Source organism: Peribacillus muralis, from assembly GCF_001439925.1.
GTDB classification, from domain to species: domain Bacteria; phylum Bacillota; class Bacilli; order Bacillales; family DSM-1321; genus Peribacillus; species Peribacillus muralis.
Map to the genome: position 1 here is coordinate 36,328 of NZ_LMBV01000024.1, position 24,128 is coordinate 60,455.

At 38.8% G+C, this 24,128-nt stretch carries 19 protein-coding genes and 1 pseudogene; 17 read left to right on the forward strand and 3 right to left on the reverse strand.

The genetic code is table 11. The annotated features are described in order from the left end of the window. Nucleotides 1–295: 295 nt before the first annotated feature. The 9 genes from ASU00_RS20250 to ASU00_RS20290 all read left to right on the forward strand — a co-directional run bounded on the left by ASU00_RS20250 (nucleotide 296) and on the right by ASU00_RS20290 (nucleotide 12,051). Nucleotides 296–1,258 (forward strand): peptidoglycan-binding protein, encoded by a 963-nt coding sequence (locus ASU00_RS20250; RefSeq protein WP_057915271.1) that lies wholly within the window; start codon nucleotides 296–298, stop codon nucleotides 1,256–1,258. A 798-nt stretch (nucleotides 1,259–2,056) separates the two neighbouring features. Further along, on the forward strand, nucleotides 2,057–2,476 hold the full coding sequence (locus tag ASU00_RS20255) for a hypothetical protein (RefSeq protein WP_057915272.1): 420 nt from the start codon (nucleotides 2,057–2,059) through the stop codon (nucleotides 2,474–2,476). Nucleotides 2,477–3,340: 864 nt separating this feature from the next. Further along, the gene (locus ASU00_RS20260) at nucleotides 3,341–4,360 is read left to right on the forward strand and encodes a LacI family DNA-binding transcriptional regulator (RefSeq protein ID WP_057915273.1); all 1,020 of its coding nucleotides are present in this window, start codon (nucleotides 3,341–3,343) and stop codon (nucleotides 4,358–4,360) included. A gap of 178 nt (nucleotides 4,361–4,538) precedes the next feature. Then, nucleotides 4,539–5,564: an inositol 2-dehydrogenase gene (gene iolG, locus ASU00_RS20265; RefSeq protein WP_057915274.1), complete on the forward strand. Its 1,026-nt coding sequence runs from the start codon at nucleotides 4,539–4,541 to the stop codon at nucleotides 5,562–5,564. Nucleotides 5,565–5,598: 34 nt separating this feature from the next. Next, nucleotides 5,599–6,600, forward strand: a complete 1,002-nt coding sequence (iolC, locus tag ASU00_RS20270; protein WP_057915275.1) for a 5-dehydro-2-deoxygluconokinase — start codon at nucleotides 5,599–5,601, stop codon at nucleotides 6,598–6,600. Nucleotides 6,601–6,643: 43 nt separating this feature from the next. After that, nucleotides 6,644–8,104 carry a CoA-acylating methylmalonate-semialdehyde dehydrogenase gene (locus ASU00_RS20275; protein WP_057915276.1) on the forward strand — a complete coding sequence of 487 codons (1,461 nt, stop codon included), beginning with the start codon at nucleotides 6,644–6,646 and terminating at the stop codon, nucleotides 8,102–8,104. A 102-nt stretch (nucleotides 8,105–8,206) separates the two neighbouring features. Further along, nucleotides 8,207–10,126, forward strand: coding sequence for a 3D-(3,5/4)-trihydroxycyclohexane-1,2-dione acylhydrolase (decyclizing) (gene iolD / locus ASU00_RS20280; protein WP_057915277.1), 1,920 nt, complete (start codon nucleotides 8,207–8,209; stop codon nucleotides 10,124–10,126). A gap of 15 nt (nucleotides 10,127–10,141) precedes the next feature. Further along, nucleotides 10,142–11,038 carry a myo-inosose-2 dehydratase gene (gene iolE / locus ASU00_RS20285; protein WP_057915278.1) on the forward strand — a complete coding sequence of 299 codons (897 nt, stop codon included), beginning with the start codon at nucleotides 10,142–10,144 and terminating at the stop codon, nucleotides 11,036–11,038. 224 nt (nucleotides 11,039–11,262) lie between these two features. After that, on the forward strand, nucleotides 11,263–12,051 hold the full coding sequence (locus ASU00_RS20290; RefSeq protein ID WP_057915279.1) for a 5-deoxy-glucuronate isomerase: 789 nt from the start codon (nucleotides 11,263–11,265) through the stop codon (nucleotides 12,049–12,051). Between the two features lie 181 nt (nucleotides 12,052–12,232). Here the strand turns inward: ASU00_RS20290 and ASU00_RS20295 are convergent, their stop codons facing one another. Then, nucleotides 12,233–13,633, reverse strand: coding sequence for a glycoside-pentoside-hexuronide (GPH):cation symporter (locus tag ASU00_RS20295; protein WP_057915280.1), 1,401 nt, complete (start codon nucleotides 13,631–13,633; stop codon nucleotides 12,233–12,235). 304 nt (nucleotides 13,634–13,937) lie between these two features. On the opposite strand from ASU00_RS20295, the gene ssuD reads away from it, so the two are divergent. The 7 genes and pseudogenes from ssuD (at nucleotide 13,938) to ASU00_RS20325 (ending at nucleotide 20,262) form a co-directional block, all read left to right on the forward strand. Further along, complete coding sequence (gene ssuD, locus ASU00_RS20300; protein ID WP_057915281.1) at nucleotides 13,938–15,068, forward strand: FMNH2-dependent alkanesulfonate monooxygenase; 1,131 nt, start codon at nucleotides 13,938–13,940, stop codon at nucleotides 15,066–15,068. A gap of 201 nt (nucleotides 15,069–15,269) precedes the next feature. After that, complete coding sequence (locus tag ASU00_RS20305) at nucleotides 15,270–15,725, forward strand: GNAT family N-acetyltransferase (RefSeq protein WP_057915282.1); 456 nt, start codon at nucleotides 15,270–15,272, stop codon at nucleotides 15,723–15,725. A 313-nt stretch (nucleotides 15,726–16,038) separates the two neighbouring features. Beyond that, nucleotides 16,039–16,896, forward strand: coding sequence for an Ig-like domain-containing protein (locus tag ASU00_RS20310; RefSeq protein ID WP_057915283.1), 858 nt, complete (start codon nucleotides 16,039–16,041; stop codon nucleotides 16,894–16,896). Nucleotides 16,897–16,944: 48 nt separating this feature from the next. Beyond that, nucleotides 16,945–17,181, forward strand: a pseudogene (locus tag ASU00_RS26415) (Ig-like domain-containing protein); the annotation flags it as partial. A gap of 555 nt (nucleotides 17,182–17,736) precedes the next feature. Then, a complete protein-coding gene (locus tag ASU00_RS20315; RefSeq protein ID WP_057915284.1) occupies nucleotides 17,737–18,123 on the forward strand; it encodes a DUF192 domain-containing protein in 387 nt (128 codons plus the stop codon). 274 nt (nucleotides 18,124–18,397) lie between these two features. After that, complete coding sequence (locus ASU00_RS20320; RefSeq protein ID WP_057915285.1) at nucleotides 18,398–19,039, forward strand: DUF4272 domain-containing protein; 642 nt, start codon at nucleotides 18,398–18,400, stop codon at nucleotides 19,037–19,039. 674 nt (nucleotides 19,040–19,713) lie between these two features. After that, nucleotides 19,714–20,262 (forward strand): DinB family protein, encoded by a 549-nt coding sequence (locus ASU00_RS20325; protein WP_057915286.1) that lies wholly within the window; start codon nucleotides 19,714–19,716, stop codon nucleotides 20,260–20,262. A gap of 421 nt (nucleotides 20,263–20,683) precedes the next feature. Here the strand turns inward: ASU00_RS20325 and ASU00_RS20330 are convergent, their stop codons facing one another. Beyond that, entirely contained in the window at nucleotides 20,684–21,883 is a 1,200-nt protein-coding gene (locus tag ASU00_RS20330; RefSeq protein ID WP_236712790.1) for a macrolide family glycosyltransferase, read from the reverse strand. Between the two features lie 1,074 nt (nucleotides 21,884–22,957). Beyond that, on the reverse strand, nucleotides 22,958–23,425 hold the full coding sequence (locus tag ASU00_RS20335; RefSeq protein WP_057915288.1) for a hypothetical protein: 468 nt from the start codon (nucleotides 23,423–23,425) through the stop codon (nucleotides 22,958–22,960). Nucleotides 23,426–23,831: 406 nt separating this feature from the next. Here ASU00_RS20335 and ASU00_RS20340 point away from each other — a divergent pair, with 406 nt between their 5' ends. After that, the gene (locus tag ASU00_RS20340; protein ID WP_057915289.1) at nucleotides 23,832–24,038 is read left to right on the forward strand and encodes a hypothetical protein; all 207 of its coding nucleotides are present in this window, start codon (nucleotides 23,832–23,834) and stop codon (nucleotides 24,036–24,038) included. Nucleotides 24,039–24,128 lie beyond the last annotated feature (90 nt).

Genomic DNA, 24,128 nt, shown 5'->3' on the forward strand with positions numbered 1-24,128 from the left:
AATTCGTCCGAACTGGAGATAATTCGACCGAAACAAGGAATAATTCGTCCGAACTGAAGATAATTCAACCTAAACAAGAATAATCCCCCTGAATTTTATAGGATGCACTAAAGAAGATCACTTATTAGGTGGTCTTTTTTATTTGTTCAAAAATCAACATTAGCGTTTAACAAATCGTTTTTTTAAAGTCTGATTTGGGGCTAAAGGACAATATTACGATTGAAAAATTCTGGTCTTTCAATAAATGTACAAGCATTTCCTAATAAGCACCATAAAATATTAGGAGGTGATAAAATTGACAGTTAAAGTAGAAACATTATTGGATCGATCCGAAAAAAATATGGGCAGCGGAATCCATCCAATCGTTAAGGAATCAGCATTGGAACTCGTTAAACGGGCATACAAAGAAGGTATTTTTGTGCAAATCAGTGCCGGTTATCGATCTATGGAAGAACAAGCGAAGTTATATGGTCAAGGTCGCTTAGGTTATAGCTATGGTGGATTGAATTATAGTGATTTATCAAAACCCATCGTGACATTTGCGATGCCAGGTCAATCTTATCATAACTATGGACTAGCTATTGATTATTTCATAGTCAGTGATGATGGAAAGAATGCCTTATGGACAGTTGAAGCCAAATGGAGACGTGCAGCGGCTATAGGTAAATCCTTGGGCTTTACTTGGGGCGGGGAATGGTCAATTTTTAAAGATTATCCACATTTGGAAATGACGGGTGGATTATCTTATTCTCAGTTAATATCAGGAATGAAGCCTATTTTGATATCAAAAGTGAACGTAACCCCTCCACCTAAAACAGAAGTGGAATCGCCAGACATTGAAGAAGAGACGCCGCCTAAGGACAGTGGCAATCAGACTATTAAGACCATCCAGTCCACTTTGAATAGGCGGTATCAAGCGAAAATTGATGTGGATGGTTTTTATGGACCGAATACGAAGAAGGCGCTGATCAAGGGGTATCAAACGGAATTGAATAAACAATATGGTGCAAAGCTTAATATAGATGGGGAATGGGGACCACGAACAAGGGATGCATCACCTAATGTCAGGGAAGGGGCAGAAGGTAATATCACCTATATCCTACAAGCAGCACTTTATATGGAAGGGTTTAACCCACGGGGCATCGACGGTATTTTTGGAAGCGGAACGGAATTAGCGGTGAAGGCATATCAAAGATCTGCAGGAATATCCGCAGACGGCATCGTTGGCGAAAATACATTTTCTAAGCTATTTGGATGATAAGAGCTAAAAATGGTACCAATCATGCATACAACCTTATAGCAAATCAAAAAAGTCCATGATTTAAGAGGACTTTTTTTGAGTGATAATCGATGATGAAAGAAAAAAGGATGAGGTTGAAATCGAAACTTCTCAAGCTAAAATCGACACAAACGGTACGTATAATGCTGGGAAAATAGATGGAGAAGTTTAAATATTTCTCGAAAAGGAAAATACATATCTATAGAGCTACTTTACGATAATAAAATGATTGCAAATGTATAACGATAATTCCAATAAATGTTAATTGTTGAATGGATGGTCGACCGTTGACAAAGTAGTTGTAACAAATGAACTATATACAAAGAAAGCGCTTTCATTTAAAATGGATTTTAAGAAAAGCGAAGCCGAGAGGTGTGTGCAATATGGTGAATAAAGACGAAGGGAATTTCTTAAAAGGTCTTTTGTTTGGTACATCTTTAAGCATACCGTTATGGGTCTCTTTTTTTGGATGGGTAAAAATATTATTTAATATATTATTTTAGAGCTTAATAGGATTTTCTTGGCCGGACAAAAGAGGAATCTGATTAAGTGGGTTCGATTAATGATCTAGGTTCAAACCTGGGTCTTTAATGGCTCTAACAGGGGACTGCTGATCATTTTGTCAGCGGCCTTATTTGTGTTATTTGTTGGTCAATTTCGCAATTATATTTTTTAGACTAAACAGAGGATGAGCTAAACGTGACACTTAACAACAAGTGGGAACCTATAGTGGGCGGTTGCGTATAATAACATAATAGGAAAAGGAGCGATGCTTTTATGGGATTTTGGAATCAGGTTTTTAGACCTCAGATTTCAGTCGGTGTATTGGCAGGCGGTCACGTATTAACTGATCATGTAGAAGGCAAAAAACATATTAATAAAATGACGATAATCAAAGAAATAGAGCCAGGCCGAGTTAAGGTCATAACGGCGTTTGGACAGAAGCACTTCACTTTTTCACGGATTGAATGGGAACAGTTCGAAAGTCGAAATGGCAGTAAACCTAAAAACAGTTCGATTTTAAGTACAGCGCTTGTCGGTTCAGTAGGTACAATCGCAGATGTTGCTGTCCGAGCAATGAAAAAAGACACTTGGAAAGCATTTATTTATTTAATTGACGAAGAAGGCAAGGAGCACAAAACACTCATTCAGTGTACGAAGGAACAATTCAATCAAGTATCACATATAGCGAACTAAGCTGCTTTATCATAAGTCGGAAGGGAAAAGCCTGTATTAAAACCTATCATAAAAAATGATTCTACCTAAGTGCAATCTAGCACCTTTCCGATTTATGAGTACCTGAAACAATGAGGACAACTGCCGTACACAAATAATTTTAAGCGTCCCTAACGCTATTAAGTAGCCAAGATTTAAAGACTTACTTGTTTTATCGTGAGCTTGAAGAATCATGATAGCTGCACAACATAATAATAAGACTGTTCGTGCTGAACACAAGCTGTATCAATATTTATAAGGAAACCGTTTTGGTTCTTTAAAATCTCCAAACTTCCGACTAATCCTCTACAACCTCCATAAAATCATACCGTGCAACAAATCTTTATTAAATTCCCATAAAGCATAATTAGACAAGGCAACAGTTATTGAAGTCCCGTAAAGTTTTTCCATTTAAGGGGTTGAATTACTAATGTTCAATGACTATAATGGATTCATATATTTCTGAATATTAAATTAGTTTTTCGAATAGTATTTTTATCTCTCTTTTAAGCAAGGAATAGTTGCAATGTGAAGTAGCTGAAGTGTTAGGGGGAAAACAAGAAGCTTGTATAAAGGATGGGTTCACTACTTTTACTCTTAATGCTGTCGATAGCACACGACTGCATCTCAACTCAAGCAAACAATACATAGGGATTTTAATCTATTTCCAGCGGGTACAGCAATCGGTAAAGAAAAAGAGGATTACAAGCGCATCATCATCGCTCCTACTGCGTATGGTCAGGCATTGGCAATTGTATTGCTGTCAGAGGTTCTCGAGCATGAAAATTTGTCGGTGAAATGAGAAAATTACTTCATGGTAAATGAAAAACAGGAAGAGGTGTAGCCATGAAACCAACCATTTATGATGTAGCAAAGGAAGCGAATGTGTCTATTGCTACAGTTTCAAAAGTAATCAATAATACGGGACGAATAGGTGAGAAGACGAAAAACAGGGTCCTTGATATCATGAAAGAACTAGAATATCAGCCGAGCAGTTTAGCGGTAGCTTTAACTGGAAAGAAAACTTTTACCATTGGCGTACTCGTTCCGGATATCGCTAATCCTTTCTTTGCTGAAGTAGCCCGGGCGCTAGAAAACAATGCTAGAAAGTCTGGCTATGCACTCATCTTATGTAGCACAGATTATCAGCTAGAGCGCGAGAATGATTATTTGGAGCTTCTTATAAAAAAACAAGTTGACGGCTTGATCATCGCAACAGAACCTAAAGACCTAAAACAATTCAAAAACCTTAACAATCGTAAAATACCGTTCGTCATGTTTTCTTTTGACCATTTGGCATTAGAATCGAACGTCGTTACGACCGATGACATAAGAGGAGGATATCTTGCAGGCCGGTACTTGTGGGAAAAAGGGCATCGGAATATAGCCGTCATTACAGAAACACAACGTGCAAGTGGTCATTTGCGTTTAGAGGGATTTAAGCAGTCGTTCGTTGATGAAGGAATGGACTTTAGTAACACCTTGGTCATCCAGGCGAAATCTAAAATCGAAGAGGCGAAAGAAGCCGCACACCAAATATTGAAGATGGAAAAGTTGCCAACAGCTGTTTTTGCTACAACCGATTTAATTGCTGCTGTCTTTATTAATGAAGCTCGTAAGGCGAAAGTATCTGTCCCGCATGATCTATCGGTTATTGGCTTTGATAACACGATTCATGCAGAAATGGTCGAGCCTGGCTTAACGACGATCGCACAGCCTATAACTGATTTGGCACGTTATGCAATTCATCAGCTGATGGAGTCAATTGAAAAGCCGGATATGCCTGCGCATCGGATGATGCTTGCCCCAACACTTATTGAACGCGAGTCAGTAAGAGATTTAAATAAAAAGAACTCCTTAACTTAAAGCTGACCGAACTGAAATCGGCAGCTTTCCATTACAAGTTTTGGTTAAGCGCTTAACTATTAATTGACTATAAAAAATCATTATACACGTAAGGTTGAGAATAAAAGGGGTATCAATATGTTTGAGAAAGCGCTTAACCCACTTGATGCTCAATCTTATAAAAGGGAGGGTTCAGTAAATGACATTGACTGTAGGAATAATTGGTGCTGGACGTATTGGAAAAATACATGTAGATAATTTGAGGGGAAATTCCCAGATCCGGGTAAAAAGTGTATCAGATATTGCAACTGGGCACCTTGAAGGATGGGCAAAAGAGAAACAAATTGAAGTATTGACAATAAATTACGATGACATCCTGAATGATCCGGAAATTAACGCTGTATTTATTTGTTCTCCTACCAATACACATGCAACCATTATTAAAAAAGCTGCTGCAGCCGGAAAACACATTTTTTGCGAAAAACCTGTAAGTTTTTCTGTCGAAGAAACGGAAGAGGCGCTCGAGGTCGTTGAAAAGGCTGGTGTAAAGCTTCAAGTTGGTTTTAATCGTCGCTTTGACCCCAACTTCCGTAAAATTCGCGAGATTGTACAAGCAGGACAGATTGGTCACCCGCATATTTTACGGATTACATCACGTGATCCTGAGCCGCCAAATGCTGAATACATAAAATCGTCAGGCGGGCTATTCATGGACATGACGATTCATGATTTTGATATGGCACGCTACATCATGGGCAGTGAGGTTATCGAGGTACATGCATATGGAGCTGTGTTAGTGGACCCGACCATTGGTGAAGCAGGCGATATTGATACCGCTATCATTTCCTTGAAGTTTGCCAATGGCGCTCTTGGAGTAATCGAGAATAGCCGCCGTGCCGCTTACGGATACGATCAGCGATTGGAGATTTTCGGTGATAAAGGAGCGGCACAGGCGGATAACAACCGAGCAAATACGGTTGAGGTGTCGACAGCGGAACATGTTTCTAAGGAGAAGCCATTGTACTTTTTCCTAGAAAGATACACACAAGCTTATATAGATGAGGTTACAGGGTTTGCCACTGCCGTCCTTGAGAATCACCAAGTTATCTGCAGCGGTTTTGATGGCCTTCAGGCAGAACGGATCGCGAATGCGGCAAGAAAATCACTTGAAACTGGGGCACCGGTTCAGTTGAATCAGCTTGGACAATCCGCAACTATTCACTGATTTTTAGTGAAAATATACGAAAGGAGTGATTGATATGAACCCGCTTAAATTTAAACAAGACCGGCCGCTTGATGTTATTGCGCTAGGTCGCCTATGTGTTGACTTGAATGCCAATGAAACGAATCGTCCGATGGAGGAGACGCGAACGTTCACGAAATATGTTGGCGGATCTCCTGCAAACATCGCGATTGGTTCAGCAAGGCTTGGCCAAAAGTCTGGTTTTATCGGAAAAGTATCGGACGACCAAATGGGCCGTTTCATTACGGATTACTTAAAAAAGAATGACATTGATACGACTGGAGTGAAGATTGACAGAACTGGAGCGGTGACAGGTCTCGCTTTTACAGAAATCAAAAGCCCGGAAGATTGCAGCATTTTAATGTACCGCGACAATGTAGCGGATTTGAAACTACACCCATCAGAAGTGGATGAAGCGTATATTAAACAGTCAAAAGCACTGATAATCTCTGGAACCGCGCTTGCAAAAAGTCCTTCTCGTGAGGCTGTATTCGTTGCACTGGAATATGCAGTGGAACACGAGGTAACCGTATTCTTTGATCTTGACTATCGTCCATACACATGGACGGATGAAGCAGAAACAGCTGTTTATTACAACTTGGCTGCCCAAAAGTGCGATGTGATTATCGGAACACGCGAAGAGTTCGACATGATGGAAAAGATGTTGAATATTGAAGAATCAGATGACTATTTAACAGCATCCCGCTGGTTTTCTTATCGAGCCGAACTAGTTGTCATCAAACACGGAGGGTCCGGGTCGATTTCCTACACGAAAGACGGAGGAACACACCGAAGCGGTATTTTTCAGACTAATGTTTTGAAAACTTTTGGTGCAGGGGATTCTTATGCATCGGCATTCATTTACGGGCTCATGAATGGGCAGGACGTATCAGAGGCGATGAAAATGGGAAGCGCTTCCGCATCGATTGTCATTTCCCGTCATAGCTGCTCAGATGCAATGCCAACAAAGCAAGAACTTCAAAATCATATGGAAACAGCAGTTTATGAACGTGCTTAAATGTGAGAATAGTAGATTTGTAAAATAGAAAGGATGATTTCAGATGACAGTTACTACAAAAACCTTGAAAAACTATATTGGCGGCGAATGGGTAGAGTCAAAATCAGAAAAAACAGAAGTAGTATATAATCCGGCAACTGGAGAAGAGCTTACTAGCGTACCGCTTTCCACAAAAGAAGAAGTTGATCATGCAGTACACGTAGCAAATGAAGCATTTAAAACATGGTCTAAAGTTCCTGTTCCAAAACGTGCACGTATTCTTTTCAAATACCAGCAACTTCTCGTGGAAAACTGGGTAGAGCTTGCAAAACTTGTAACAAAAGAAAACGGTAAAAGCTATTCAGAAGCGTACGGTGAAGTCCTTCGTGGTATCGAATGTGTGGAATTTGCGGCAGGTGCACCGACCTTAATGATGGGAAAACAGCTGCCTGATATTGCAACGGATCTCGAATCCGGCATGTATCGTTATCCGATTGGTGTTGTTGGTGGTATTACGCCGTTCAACTTTCCAATGATGGTTCCTTGCTGGATGTTCCCACTTGCTATTGCTTGTGGAAATACATTCGTGTTAAAGCCATCAGAGAAGACACCGATTCTTGCAGGCCGTCTTGCTGAATTATTTGAAGAAGCAGGGCTTCCAAAAGGTGTATTGAATATCATTCATGGTGCACATGATGTGGTAAATGGCCTTCTTGAACATAAGCTTGTTAAAGCGATTTCGTTTGTCGGTTCACAGCCAGTTGCAGAATATGTATACAAGACAGGCACAGCTAACCTTAAGCGTGTTCAGGCACTTGCTGGTGCAAAAAATCACTCGATCGTATTAAAGGATGCCAATCTTGATTTTGCAACAAAGGAAATCATTAGTGCTGCTTTCGGTTCAGCAGGTGAGCGCTGTATGGCTACCGCTGTAGTGACAGTAGAGGAGTCTGTAGCGGATGAGTTGATTGCGAAGCTAAAGAAGACCGCTGATGAAATTGTAATCGGAAATGGACTTGATGAAGGTATCTTCCTTGGACCAGTTATTCGTGAATCTCACAAAGAACAGACCCTTGGTTATATTGCATCAGGCGTTGAGCAAGGCGCAAGGCTTGTCCGTGATGGCCGTACCGACGATGCAGTAAAAGGCGAGGGCTACTTTGTTGGACCAACGATCTTCGATCACGTGACCCAAGAAATGAAAATCTGGCAGAATGAAGTTTTTGCTCCGGTACTTTCAATCGTCCGTGTCCAAGACCTGACGGAGGCAGTAGAATTTGCAAATGCGTCACCATTCGCAAATGGCGCATGCATCTATACAGACAGTGCATCAGCTGTTCGCCAATTCCGGGAAACAATAGATGCAGGGATGCTTGGTGTTAATGTCGGTGTTCCAGCGCCAATGGCGTTCTTCCCGTTCTCAGGCTATAAAGATTCCTTCTACGGTGATCTGCATGCGAATGGAACAGATGGGGTGGAATTCTACACAAGGAAGAAAATGCTGACAGCTCGTTATGTAAAGTAATTCGAGAAATAAACAGGGGAGTGGTGGAATGGAGACAATCCGTTCCGCAACCCTTTTTCTTTTTTTAAGACCATATCGTTCTGTATGAGAGGAGATTAAATAATGGAAACGATTCGTTTAACAACAGCACAGGCGCTTGTGAAATTTTTAAACGCGCAGTATGTGGAATGCGATGGTAAAAAAGAACGGTTTATTAAAGGGATTTTTACGATTTTTGGTCATGGGAATGTATTGGGGCTTGGTCAGGCACTGGAAGAAAATCCAGGTGAGTTGGAAGTTTATCAAGGACGGAATGAACAAGGAATGGCGCATGCAGCGATGGCGTTTGCCAAGCAGAAACACCGTAAACAAATTATGGCCTGTACCGCTTCGATCGGACCGGGATCAGCCAATATGGTGACTTCTGCAGCCACGGCAACAGCAAACAATATTCCTGTGCTTTTACTTCCGGGCGATGTGTTTGCCTCGCGCCAACCTGATCCCGTATTGCAGCAAATTGAACAAACGCATAATTTATCGATTTCCACCAATGATGCCTTCCGTGCTGTAAGTAAGTATTGGGACCGGATCAGTCGTCCAGAGCAGCTTATGTCCGCTTTACTGAATGCAATGCGTGTTTTGACTAATCCAGCAGATACTGGTGCGGTAACGATTGCGCTGCCACAGGATGTACAAGGAGAAGCATGGGACTATCCAGAAAAATTCTTTGATGATCGAGTTCATCGTATTGAGCGCCGGCAGCCATCTACGGAAAGTGTACGCGAAGCTGTGAACCTCATTCAAACAAAGAAGAAACCGCTACTGATTTTGGGCGGAGGAGTACGCTATTCGGAAGCGGCTGACTGTTTCTTGAATTTTGCTGAAAAGTACCATATCCCATTTGGCGAAACACAGGCAGGCAAAAGCGGTGTCGAAAGTACCCATCCACTAAACTTAGGCGGACTTGGCGTTACAGGTAACTCAGCGGCCAATTCGATTGCAAAGGAAGCGGATTTAATCATTGCGGTCGGAACTAGGTTTACTGATTTTACAACGGGCTCTAAGCAGTTGTTTGGCAGTACTGACATTTTAACGATCAATATTTCAGAATTCCATGCAGCGAAATTGGATGCCACGAGTTTGGTCGCAGATGCGTTGGCTGGACTTGAAGCGATAGCCGACCAACTAGGAGACTACGTTTCCGGATATCAAAACGAAATTGTTGAAGCGAAACAGTGCTGGGAGAATGAGCTGAATCGTCTTTATGAAGTTACATTTGGAGAAAACTTCACACCAGAAATCGAAGGGCATTTGGATGAAAAGCTATCTGAATATAAGGAAGTTCTTCATTCAGAACTGACCCAGACGAGTGTGATTGGCAAGGTGAATGAGCTACTTGATGAAGATGCCGTGATCGTTGGTGCAGCTGGAAGTTTGCCGGGCGACTTGCAGCGGATGTGGGTATCGAAGACTCGTAACTCTTATCATATGGAATATGGCTATTCTTGCATGGGGTATGAAATTGCTGGCGCATTTGGTGCGAAGCTGGCAGAGCCTGAAAAGGAAGTGTACGCGATGACAGGGGATGGGAGCTTTTTAATGCTTCATACTGAACTTGTTACAAGCCTTCAGGAAGGTAAAAAAATCAATGTCATCCTTTTTGATAACTCTGGATTCGGTTGTATTAACAATTTGCAAATGGAAAATGGCATGGGCAGCTTTAACACAGAGTTCCGCAAAAGAAATCAAGTAACAGGAAAATTGGACGGCCAGGTCATGGCCATTGATTTTGCCAAGGTAGCAGAAGGCTACGGGGTAAAAACGTATTCTGTTCGAACAATGGAAGAACTTGAAGCAGCCGTTATTGATTCAAAAAAGCAAAAAGTCAGTACGTTGATTGACATTAAAGTCCTACCCAAAACAATGACACATGGATATGACGCCTGGTGGAATGTAGGGGTAGCGGAAATCTCTGAAAAAGAAAGTATCAAGGTCGCCTATGAAAGAAACCTAACAAATCTAGAAAAAGCACGTGCTTACTAAGAGGAGGATTTGAGGATGTTTGAGGGAAATCAGGTAAAGTTGGCGATTGCGCCGATTGGCTGGACAAACGATGATATGCCAGAGCTTGGTGGCGAAGTGACATTCGAGCAGTGCATCAGTGAAATGGCACTGGCTGGATTTTCCGGCAGCGAGGTCGGCAATAAATACCCTCGTGATATAGAGGTTTTACAAAAAACATTGTCATTACGGGGCTTGGAAATCGCAAGTGCATGGTTTAGTGCCTTTTTAACCTCTATACCATTTGAAGAAACAACAAGGGCATTTATTGAACACCGAGATTTTTTACATGCTATGGGTGCAAAGGTCATTGTCGTATCGGAACAGGGTAATAGTATTCAAGGGCAGATGGAGACAGCGCTGTTTGACCAAAAGCCCTTCTTTACAGAAGCTGAGTGGAAGCTGTTAATAGAAGGTTTGCATTTACTTGGCGACTTGGCAGCTGAAAAAAACATGAAAATTGTCTATCACCACCATATGGGTACAGGTGTCCAAACGTCTGAAGAAATTGACCGCCTTATGGCAGAAACCGATCCTGAAAAAGTATCGCTTCTGTACGACACAGGTCATCTCGTTTTTTCTGGTGAAAATCCTTTACATGTACTAAATAAACATATGAGCCGTATTCATCATGTCCATTTAAAGGACGTCAGAATCGATGTAGCCAATAAGGTCCGTGAAAGGAAATGGAGTTTTCTGCAAGCGGTTAAACAAGGCGTATTTACCGTACCTGGAGACGGAGTCATTGACTTTATCCCGGTTTTCGAAGCATTGGATACTGCCGGGTACAAAGGTTGGTTCGTCGTGGAGGCGGAACAGGACCCTGCAGTGGCGAACCCATTTGAGTTTGCACTGAAAGCACGCAAGTATATCCGTGAAACTAGCGGACTATAAACGAGAATGGTTACGGTGTTGGTAGATTTAGCGTCGCTAACATGGAGAGGGTAATGGGGGAAATGATTTCTTTCGTGTATCCATCATGGAATTCGAAAAATTAACGTGGCTACCGCAAACAAGCTCAATGATCATGGAGCTGTGATAGATGCGACTTTTAGAAAACGTGAAACGCCATGAGCAAATGCTCCAAAGCGGAGGGCGTGTGAAGGGAGATAAAGTGTATGTATGAAAAAATTGGAGAATTAAAGCAAGGTTATACCAAAATGACGGATATGGACAGTAAGCATCCTGATATGCTTCAGGATATTGGTATTTATACATTAGGTAAGGGAAACGTCGAGGTGCTTTTTGACGGCAGCAAAGAGGCAGCCATCCTTCTGCTTGAAGGATCTGTCCGTTTGGAATGGGACGGGAATTCACAGGAAGTTAAGCGTAATAATGTTTTTGAAGAAGATCCATGGTGTCTGCATGTTCCAAAAGAGGTAGAAGTGACGGTTCATGCACTAGAGAACAGTGAAGTGCTTGTTCAAAAAACGGATAATGAGAAGGTGTTCGAAGCAAAATTGTATTCGCCGGAGGAATGTGAAACCACGAATGCTGGTGAAGGAGTTTGGGGCGGAACTGCTGAGCGTGTGATTCGTACTATTTTTGATTATAACAATGCTCCTTATTCGAATCTTGTAATTGGAGAGGTCATATCCTATCCGGGTCGCTGGTCAAGTTATCCACCTCATCATCATGACCAGCCTGAGGTTTATTATTATCGATTCGATAAGCCGCAGGGTTTTGGCTGTGCAATGGTTGGGCCTGAAGCCTATCGTGTTGAACATAATAGCTATATTACGATTCCCGGTGTGCTCGACCATCCTCAAGCAACTGCACCCGGATATGCGATGTACTTCTGCTGGATGATTCGCCATCTCAAAAACAATCCATGGACAGATCGTATCATGGAGGAAGAGCATAAATGGCTTCTCGAGCCTGATGCAAAAATCTGGCCAGAAAAATAGATATGGTTGGTTGCCCTGTCCAATTAGAAGGTTAAATTGAAAGAAGCGTAAACGGACTAAGACCTTTACGCTTCTTTTTGAAGTATATTTTTTACTACTCCGAATTGCCTCGGATAGTGTAGCACCGTGAAGACAGAACTTAATAGAAGAAGATTTTGCATCGAAACCGATCTTGGAATCATCACATTGAAACGTTACCTTTACGTTCACTAAGATCTTTTATAATTGTATTGTATTTATCGTCAGAGAGTTTGTAGAATATTGCGATTACTACAATGGTAGCCAATGCCAGGGTGCTTGGATAGATAAACATCAATCCTCTAATACTTTGAAGGACATCTGCACTTTGTACTGCATTCGGCACATAACCAACTAACCCTAATACAAGCCCTGGAACAAATCCTGCAATTGCTTGAGAAAGCTTACGGCAGAAGGTAAAGAACGAATAAACAACGCCCTCGGACCTGTTACCGGTTTTCCATTCCCCATATTCGACAGCATCGGAAACTAAGGCCCAGTTGAGACTGTTAACAAATGAACTTCCGAAGAAGGCAAAGCAGGCTAGGGTAATGAAAATCACTGCGTTATCTGCAAAAATATAAGCTGAAATGTCTCCTACAGCCCAAATGGCGCAACCTAATATATATGTAAACTTCTTACCGATTTTTTTGACCATGAAAGGAACGAGAGCAACGCCAATAAATACGCATCCAATACTAAAAAAGCCCATATATGGAACAATGGAGACGTTCTTTAATACATACTGACAAAAATATACTTGAACAGCAAGCTTGACGTTAAAAGCTGAAAAAGTAAATAAATTCACCAAGCAAAGAACAAGTAAAGGAGTATTTTTTAATAACCCTTTATAACTGTCAATCAATCTCACTTTTGTTTCCTTTGGTTTTTCGTACACATATCTTTCTTTTACATTGGCATACCCGTAGATTTGTAATAAAACACCTAAGCAGGCAAAAACAGATACAGCCACAACATAACCAGTAGATTCACTATTGAACATGAAGACAACAGGCATGAATCCTACAGTCGTAATAAGAAGCCCTAAGTTTGAACCCGCTTGCCTAAATGATGCCAATTCCGCCCTTTCCACGGGATCTTTCGTCATAGCAGGCACCATTGATCCATAAGGAATATTTGAAATGCTGTAAATGGTTCCAAACGCCATGTACGTTACAAATGCCCAGACAGTTTTTCCTGTTAGCGAAAAATCGGGATTAGTAAAACTGACGATCGTAATTAAAGCAAGTGGAATCGCCGCATACAAAATGAATGGACGAAATTTACCTCTAGGACCAATGTTTTTACGATTATCAATCCAAGTACCTACCGAGATATCCGCGAATGCATCCCAAATTTTTGTAATTAGAAAGACTAAACCGGCTGTTGCAGAAGACAAACCTAATGAATCCGTATAAAAATTAAGCAAGTAAATTTGACCAAGATCAAACATGAAGTTATTTCCTACATCACCTAATCCGTAAGCAATTTTCTCTTTAAGTTTTAGTTTTTTAGAAGTATCGACCGATTGTATCTCCGTCTTATCAACTACTGGTTGTTCCATAACTTCTCTCCTCAGACTGTTTGGATTTGCTTTTTCAAGCTACTGGTTTTGCAACAGAATAAAGAACCCTTTGGTTGACCAATCGGATGTTCATTTTAATATAATTACATTATTCCGATTGAAATGCAAGGAATAATTTTATTGTTGATTCGGAAAAATTAGATAATTTACTATATTCATACTCTTTATTCCTTGAATACCAATCAGATTAGTGTATAATTTGATTGAATTATATAATTTACATTCTAGCATCTCAAAACGAACGTAATCCGTTCGGTTATTTTAGTGTAGGAGGAAGATAAATATGAATGTGTTTTGGTTTATTCCGACAGGCGGGGACAGCCGTTATTTAGGAACATCAAAGGGCGGGCGTGATGTGGATTTCGATTACATGAAACAGCTTGCACAAGCCATTGACTCTTTAGGATATCAGGGAGCCTTACTGCCAACGGGACGATCTTGTGAAGATGCGTGGGTAACGGCATCTTCGTTATTATCCGTCACTTCACGCTTGAAATTTCTCGTAGCGCTCCGTCCTGGATTAATGCTTCCATCCGTCGCAGCCCGAATGACGTCAACATTCGATAGATTATCAGGCGGACGTCTCTTAATCAATGTCGTTTCAGGAAGTAATCCCGCAGAGCAAGTTGGCGATGGTGTTACGGTTGACCATGACGAACGTTATGAACTGACAAATGAATTTTTAGACGTATGGCGTTCCCTGTTGGCAGGAGAAGAAGTTGAACATGATGGAAAACACTTACATATTGACGGGGGGCGTCTTATTTTTCCACCGGTTCAAACACCTCACCCTCCTATCTATTTTGGTGGTTCGTCAGAGAAAGCACTTTCTGTAGCTGCTAAACATTGTGATGTGTATTTAACATGGGGCGAACCCGTTGAGGCAGTAAAAGAAAAAATCAATTCAGTAAAAGCCTTAGCTGAAAAGGAAGGACGTACACTGACCTTCGGCATTCGCTTACATGTCATTGTTCGTGAAACGGAAGAAGAAGCTTGGCAAGCAGCCAATGACTTAATTAAATATGTGGATGACGAGACAATTGAAGCTGCCCAAAAGGAATTGAGTAAACATGTTTCAGAGGGGCAACGTCGCATGCTAGCACTTTCTAGTGGGAGCAAAGACAATCTGGAAATCAGCCCTAACTTGTGGGCAGGTGTTGGTCTAGTACGTGCTGGTGCCGGAACGGCGTTAGTCGGTGATCCAGAAACGGTAGCCGAACGCCTAAAAGAATACCAAGCCATTGGCATCGATACCTTTATTTTATCTGGGTATCCACATTTAGAAGAAGCCTATCGAGTAGCCGAACTTCTATTCCCTCATTTTCCTTTACACTCGAATCAGGAGAAGGAGCAAAAGGCAGCCAAAACAAATCAAGGAGTTGTCATTGCGGATAGCATTCATCCAACTAGATAGCCTTTCAAAAACACTAATGGAATTAGGGTCTCAACGATACTGTTGAGGTCTTTTTTCTAAGGGTATTAATAATAGGTCCAAATTCCATATCGGTTTGTTCTTTCATGATTAATAAGAAATGGAAAGGTTAGAAGTGTTCATTTCCTTCTCATCAATAGCAACCGATAGTATTTCATTATAAAGAATATGGAGGAGATTTTTATGAATATTAAAATAGATGATTTAACTGGATCTGAAGTGATCGAATTGGTGAACGAGCACCTTCACAGTATGACCCTGCATTCACCCCCAGAAAGTATACATGCACTAAATCTTGAGGCATTGCGAAAACCAGAAATTACATTCTGGAGTGTATGGGAAAAAGATGAATTAGTTGGATGCGGGGCACTTAAAGAACTTGATGGGCAACATGGAGAGATAAAATCAATGAGAACATCTTCATCACATCTAAGAAAGGGCGTTGCAAATGAACTAATTCAATTCCTACTAGAAGAAGCCAAGCGACGTGGCTATCGGCGGTTAAGTTTGGAAACAGGATCAATGGATGCTTTCGAACCAGCAAAAAGACTTTATGCAAGCGTGGGTTTCCAATATTGTAAGCCGTTTGCAGATTACACTGAGGACCCAAATAGCGTATTTATGACAAAGGAATTATGAGTTTACTAGTCAGTTCCTAATCGTTCTATAAATATTTGAATGTAAATAATGAAGAAACCCAGCTAATCAATTTCATGTGATAGCTGGGTTTTAAGCTTGAACTGGAAAAATAGCATTTAAAATGTAAAATAAATACTAAAATTTTATTAATAGAATGTGTTAGGGCTTAATAGTTGGACAAGTATATGGATGTATTAAAGTATTCGAGGAAAATGTCTAAATATGAATAAAGAAATTTATGGAAATCAAGGTACTTATGTATGAGTATAAGTAAAGTGAGTAGTTCGTTATAACGAATTGAGGAGGAAATTTCGTGCGTAATAAAGGTATTTTGTCATTGGTTGCTGTAGGTCTATTTGCTTCATCGTTGTCGATAGGTGCTGTTAAGGCAGAAGGAAACGGGAACGGGTTGGCAAGAAAAGCTATTGAACATCAGGTGGAAAAACCACTTGAAAAAGGTGTTATTGATTCTAAAACGTTTAATCTACTTGAAAAAGAATTAAATGGTTCTAATCCACACTCAGTTAAAGATTTTAATAAAATTGGTAGAAAAAGTAGTTCTTCCAGTAGCGAATATATTTTTGAAACTGAATACAATGACGACTTTGATTCAGCAGATAATGCATCATACGAATTAGGAACAATCGGTCAATTGCTTCCTTTGTATGATGTGGATTTTCATAAAGTAGTTGTTCCAACTAGTGGAGTGTTATTAGTGGCAGGATTCACTGACTCATATGCTATTGATCTAGTATTTGCTGCTATGCAAAAGGGTTTCGTTACAAATAGTAACTTGGAATATCTAGGCAGTGAATATGAAGAGGGTGTTGAAGTACAAGCGTATCAAGCTAAAAAAGGCACATACTATGTGGGTGTAATAGACCAAGATAACGAATACATTGACGATAATACAGAATATGACATGTATGCAACCGCAACAGCATTTGTAGACAATGTTGAGCCAGCTAAGCCTACTGTCTATAGAGTTGATAACAATGACAAAGTAGTGACTGGGAAGGCAGAAGCTAATTCTACGGTTACTGTTAAAAGCGGAAGCAAAGTGCTAGGTACTGCAAAAGCAACATCTAAAGGAACATTCTCTGTAAAAATCGCAGTTCAAAAAGAAGGTACAAAATTGACCATTACAGCTAAGGATAGTGCAGGGAATTAGAGTTCAAGTGCATCGGTAACTGTTGTAGATGTTGTCGCACCGAGCAAACCAACAGTAAAGAAAGTAGATGACAATGATAAAGTTGTTACCGGGAAAGCAGAAGCAAATTCAACCGTAACTGTAAAGGCAGGAAGTACAACCCTTGGTTCAGCGAAAGCTAGTTCTAATGGTAACTACTCAGCCAAGATCAAAGCACAGAAAAAAGGAACGACACTTTCTATAAGTGCAAAGGATAAGGCAGGCAATACTAGCTCCAAGGCAACTACTAAAGTCGTAAAACATTAAGTTCTACAAAGTCGAGGTTTTGTTCCTCGGCTTTTTAATTATCTTTTTAGATTGGATTCTATTACGGTTTGTAATAAAAAATGGTGAACATAAAATGAATATTACATAGTGAACCTCGTTAGAATATATACCAAAGAGTCAGCTCATTATTATTAAATAAATAATGGAGAATAAATGTTAAAAAAACAATTAAATAAAATGTTTACCGTAGCTATAACGCCATCGCTATTATAGGGACAATACTTCTTCAACCATCGGGCGCTTTATTGGTCAAACGAATTAGTATTCTAGATGACGAGAGGAAAATGGTTTTAGTCTGCTATACAATTGCACCAAACGGAAGTTTTATGCAACTAGCGAGGCAGTTGAATTCATTTATATCGTTACTGTGGTTAATGAAAACGAAGAATTAAATCTAAAATCATAGAATAAGTATTAGATGTAAAAGGGATTTCCTTAGTTGTTTTTGCTTTATCTTCAATTTATCTTAATTATTAAGGGAAAAGACGTTTGAATTTCATTCCTGCTTACAATAATACCCTAAGGTGAGTGAACATGAAAAATAGACTGGAAACAAAAATGATAAAAATACTCAGCGGAAACAGGGAAACTAGATTGACCGTGCAAGTTGCAGATACTCAAAGAAAAAGAGATAAAGGCTTAATGTTTGTTGGGAATTTACCCGAAAATGAGGGGATGTTATTTGTGTTTCCAGTAAAAATCCATGGTGGCTTCTGGATGAAAAACACATTAATTCCTTTATCTATTGCTTTTCTTGATTGGGATGGGAAAATTAAAAAAATACTTCATATGGAGCCTTGTAAAGGAGAAATATGTCCTACCTATGATCCGGAAATTCCTTATTACTATGCAATCGAAGTGAACCTTGGCTGGTTTGAAAAGAATCAAATTAAAGATGGGGATTACGTAAGATTTTATTGAAGTATGTGCAACCGCCTTAAGCGGCACGATAGCATATAGTGAATATACCGAAGTGCTAATTTCGATTTAAGAGAAGTTGGCACTAATTTTTTAGGAAATAAAAGTGGATTCCATTAAAGGGGAATATTCCTTTTGCTTTAATTGAAGATCGGAGCAAAAGCTTTTTAATGCAACTAAATGCCCAGAAAAGTTAAGAAACATGTTACAATAAAAGACGCCCTGTGGAAAGTTTTTCTAATAATAGTTTTAAGATCAGATATTAGTGAGGTGCGGAGTGAAAAGTCCGAAAAAGAGAAAAAAAGAATCCGAAAAAATATTAAAGACCCTAAAGGTACCCATAAATAAACATTTGCCTCTAACGGAAAATGAAGAAGAAGTTTCACTTAGATCAAAGGAAGAAATTATTAACAGAATTATTTCATTAGCTATAGTCTCAGCAAAAGCCATGGAGGCACCACCAGAAAAAATTGAGGAATTTATTGAAAGGTATGATGCTAATGAATTATTCACAGAAGAAGAACAAAGATTTTTAAAGAAAAAACATCATAATAATGAGCTGATCCAATACTCGTGGAAGTTAGAATGTATTTGGGTTCTGCTTTGGTCTGTAAATCTAATATCCGATATAGATGTTCCAGCCGATACGTGCAATGCTGAATTTGTTTTTGAGACGGTTTTTTCTTTTCATTCTAAACAAGAGTTACTTGATGAAGCCACTTTAAAACCGACCAGTGATATATTAGATAGTCTTGATTTTATTTATAGGGCACACTGGGCGGTGCGAGAAGCCCAAATAAATCAATTGGAAGTTCCAGCATCTCTAAATGAAGGCGTTGTATATGAAAGGCACTACACCCTTAATTGGCTAGTGAATTATTTGGATCAAGAATGGGAGGGAATAAGTACAGATACATAAAAGCTGCAATACATCCTTTTATGCTCCGATATCAGGGTTAAATATGATGTTATCTACATAATGTTACGGGTAGGGAGGTTGCTGAGGCAGCCTTTTTCTCGTGTCACTATTTAACAATTGATGAGAAAGTGACTGAAGATTGTTTAAGGATGATAAATAGTTTTTTAACATAGTTTGCAGTGTCAATTTGAAAGAGTTGTGTCTTAGACTCAAGAATATTAGCATTAATAAAAGAAGTTCCATAATTTGAACTATAATCCGGATAACGGACACACATAAAAAAGTGTCCCGTATCCGGGTTCCTTTATTTTCAAATAGATGTATAAGTATGGACGGAGGGTTTCTTTGAGTAAGAATCTAGATTCTGAATTTCAGATTAAAGAACTTGAAAAGAATTCAAAAATCAGGTACTTCCTTCACCACTGCTTTATAAGGCAATCCGTTTTCATAATATCATTCTAGCAATCTTGATCATCTCATTGAACAACAAGACTCCATAAGTTTGTCACTTTTAAACGGACAAATGTTATATAATGACAAATGTTATATAATGCAGTACAAATGAGTCGAAAAAATCATAGAGCTGCTTCATGAAACATACATTGAAAATGGATAATTGTGTTAATCTTAAATGGAACATTAGCAGTAAATTGTAGGTGAAAGGAGAGGTTAATTTGGGAGAATTGAAGTTGATAGAAGCTTACAAAAGTGATCTGCAAAACTATTCCATGGAGCAACTGCAATATATAATTGACGAGGGAATCTGGTCCATCTGTCAGATGTATGACCATTTAATAGTCGTCGCCCATGAGTACCTTGATAATGTTGAACTTTGTGCGAAAGCAGAAGTAGAGCAAGCGCTCGGGAAAACGGAATTTGGAGAGCGATTATATCAAAATGGCGACTTTCCACCGATTAAGATCAAGTTACCGGATGAAATGAATGCCCCGCCAAATAATCAAGAAAATATAGAAAACCTAACAACCAGGCTGGATCATGTAAAGCACAGATTGCAGGAATGGAAATGGAGGGTGGGCGAGATCAACGCAAATTTCAAAGTGAAGCATGGAGGCTTCGGCTGGCTGAATGCGCAGGAATGGTACGATTTGGTCGGCATGCATTTCCGTCATCATTTGAACCAGAAAGCCGAACTGGAACTAAACATTGGAATTGGAAAGAGGGGATATATACAAGGAACGCATCTAGAGGATGAGCGGCAATGAATATACTTTAACCATAAGTCCACAATGGGGGAATTTTGCGATTACAGCAAGGAATATGATGGAGGTCACTTTACAATCATTTGCATTTCGGAGTAATGTTTTCGGTAATACTTAAACAAGTATTACTGCTCGGAATTTTTTGTAAAAAGATATTAACTTACTCATTTAAAGCGCCTGATTATTGAAGACACTAGGTCTCGTGTGATGTACTAATTAGCCTGCAACTAAGTAAGCCTCCTGTTCATTTGCGACAGGAGGCTTACTTACTGGACAACCCACTTGATGAATAACTGTTCGAGTTCTAAATAATTCTTATACGAAGATCCTTTTTGAGGATTGGAAAGACCTGTTACCTCGATAAATGTCTTTTAGAGTAATCAGATGTCAATCGACCATTTTTCTCATTGAACCGCTTTATATCTTAAAGGCTACCCGAACTTACCTTTTTCAAGTACTCATCTATAGCCGTTAGAGCTTCTTTTGCTCCACCTGCGTTTTTAAAGCTTTTGCTCAACTTCTTAACATTTTCCCGATAAGCAAGATTGGACAATACTTGTTGAACGGCTTCTTGTAGCTTTTCTATGCTTATTTCATGTGGATCAATTCTAAACCCTGCTTGTAGTTCCTCTAATTGATTAGCAATCATAGGCTGATCTGAGGTCTGAGGGATGACGACAAGGGGCACTTCATAATAGAGAGCCTCGCTCGTACTATTCATCCCTCCATGAGTAATGAAGACGTCCGTATGCTTTAAAACTTCAAGCTGTGGTAAATATCTACGTACAATGAAGTTTTCCGGCAAATTCTGCAGCATGGCTAAATCCGTAGTCATACCCACAGAAAAAATGACTTTTCCCTCAAAGTCTCTAAAAGCCTCTACACAGGTTTGAAAGAAAGATTCAAACCCTTGCAAGATAGTACCCATTGAAATATACAATACTTTGTGGTCTTTCAGTTCATCTAAAGGAAAATCATATGTTTGCACCCGTTTCGTGATGGAAGGACCGATAAAAACATATGAATCATCCATATATTCTCCACCTGGTTGAAATTCTCTGCTTGTATAGACAATATTCAAATCAGAAGTATTCATCATAGATTGGAGGGGATGCTTTACCTTCACACCGAAACGTTCCTGAATCGCTCCCTTTAAAGTCGAATTTTCTTTCTCCATTTCCGGTGATGGATTTAGTGGAAGCCCCCTGCCACTTTTTTCAAGCACTTTCAGAAATTGCTCCTGAGTTATAGCGAATGAAGATGATGAAGAGATTGAAGGAAGGTTTAAATAGTCTTTGATCAACAGTCCCGCACCAAACGTATCATGATACACATAATCAAATGATATGGAATTAGCTAATTCTTCAACAACAGCCAAAATATCATAGGAAAGTTTTAATTGGACCTGAATAAAATCATGGATACTAGTGACTTTTTGAGGAGTGAATCCCTTTAAATGATTTGGATGAAGATATACATTCGCACCCAAACCTTCAATTCTCTCTTTAAATTCTTCAGTGGTTACGTAATGAACAGAATCTCCACGATCAATTAAAGCTTTTACTATACCAAGAGTAGGATTAACATGACCCTCAGCTGGAAAGTTTATCATTAATACATTCATCAATCTTCATGCCCCTTTTCTTTAAACAAATAAATAATTTAATTTCTTTTCATGATACAATACCATTCTTATCTTTATCCAATATAAACCATCATGCTTGACAATAAGGAGACTTTGGTTCTGGTAGGTTAATAATTTGATAAGATAATAGAACTATATTGCCCGGATAAAACTAAAAACAAAGTATTGGTAACAGTAGAAAAAAAGTGGGGTTTTATACAACCTATTATTCAATTAAATGGCACATTAGCGAGAAGGATGGTTCTGCAATGCAAAAGGCTATGTATATGATTAAGGGCAAAAAGGTATTACCTTGGTGGGTTTAATGTTAATAAGTTTGAGAATGCTCTAGAAATCTCAGGGTATGCTTATGATGTAGCTGCGACTTATCTATACGGTGAGTTTGCTGAACATAACAATGTTAAAGAAAATGGATTGTTATCTGATGAAGACTCGATGATGGTTGAAGAAATCGTATATAACAAGATTGAAAAACATGGATTACCTAGGTATCAAGCTGAACATAAAATCGAGTTAACCAATACTTATACTGTCTCAATTGAAATCGAGCAAGCTAATTAATTAAATATATACGTAGGACTTTTTGAAAATTGGACTGGAAGCAAAATGAAAGGTCAGGAATGTGGAGTTAATGCAAGAAGTATTCAGAATGTAATTTTAGGTGTTACTTATCAGAATAAATCTGAATGAAGGATAGATACTACAGACTTTTCGGAGGACAAATAGTAATACATAGAATAATTATTACATGGAGAATATATATTTTTATATTGAATGAGACAAAAACAGAGCCTAAGGACTAACTTAGGCTCTGTTCCTCATCATTTTTGGTAAGTTGGTTTTTTTATTGCTATCAAAATCCAAAAAACCATAATTATTGTTATGAAAAATGAATTCTTTTATCAATCATAATTGAAAAAATATCATTGATTATTAAACTAACTAAGCTTAATAGAATGCAAATAAGCAAAGAATGTATAATTAGTTTTAACATTTTCACTTTAGAAAAATCAGGAATGTCAAACAATGTATATCCTCCTTAGTTCCGGATTTTTACCAGTACCCTAGTGTTTTACATGCACCTTTAACTTTAGGTCTATCTTTACCCCATTTATGGCAAGCAGAATAAGCTCCTAATTTATACAAGTCTGTAACTATCAAATTAGCTAAAGTTACTCCAGCAATAGCACCGAATACAAGTTTTAAAGTCTTTTCTAATTTCGTAGGCGGTGCAGCATGTCTGCCTTTTGCAGCTGAAGCTGTTAGTTCGTCTATTTGGATAACATCATCTTTTTTTAATATTTCCTTTTCCAATATTTTTGATTCACTTTCAATTTCGTTTAAATCATTTGCAGAAGTTTCAATAAGTGCCTGTTGAAGATTATTGATTTCTTTGTTTGATAGACCAATTTCCTTAGCATAATCTAAATTTAGATTAGTTTCACCATTTTCTTCAACAATACCATTTTGTATGACTTCTAAAAGTGAAAGTATTTTATCTTTTTCTATAGTAGTTGGCAACGTTTCACCATCAGCATAGACCCTGACTAAAATTTACCACTTTTATAAAATTCCATATATTTCATGAGAGTTAAAGATATCAAATAATAAATAAATTTTTATACCTAAATGTGATTTCTGATAAATTACAACTTAAGTAATAGTAAGTGAGTATGATGTTCTCTTTTTGGGGTCTAAAGTTGTATGTATAAGAAATTATGAGGTATCCTTTATGGCTGTAGAAGGTTCAAATAAAAAAATCAGCAACGTTGAAGTTGTAGTTGTTTGTCCAGAATGTAAAGTTAGAAATAAGTATATTAATGCACTAATTGAAAAATGAAAAGAGAGCATCCGAGTAATCGGGTGTTTTTTTATTTTACAGGAAATCATCACCTTTTATCGAACTGTTAGTAAAGGAGATGGTTAAATGAATCTGAGTGTTCAATATAGACTTTTCATTCATGTTAACGAAAGACTTATTGCAGAGGAATATGACCGTTACGAGATACTAAAAGTTAGAGAAGATATTAATCCTGATGATATGAAGGATTTCAAAGAACTTAGTGAACTGTTGGGGAAGGCGATTCATCGACCTGTGAATGAATTCAAAATGAAAAGCTTCAAAGTAATGTAAAAGCATCTCTTATGAGGTGCTTTCAGACTGTAGACAAACTCGATGAAAATCGAGTTTGTCTACTTTTTTTATGGCTTGTACATTTTGGAC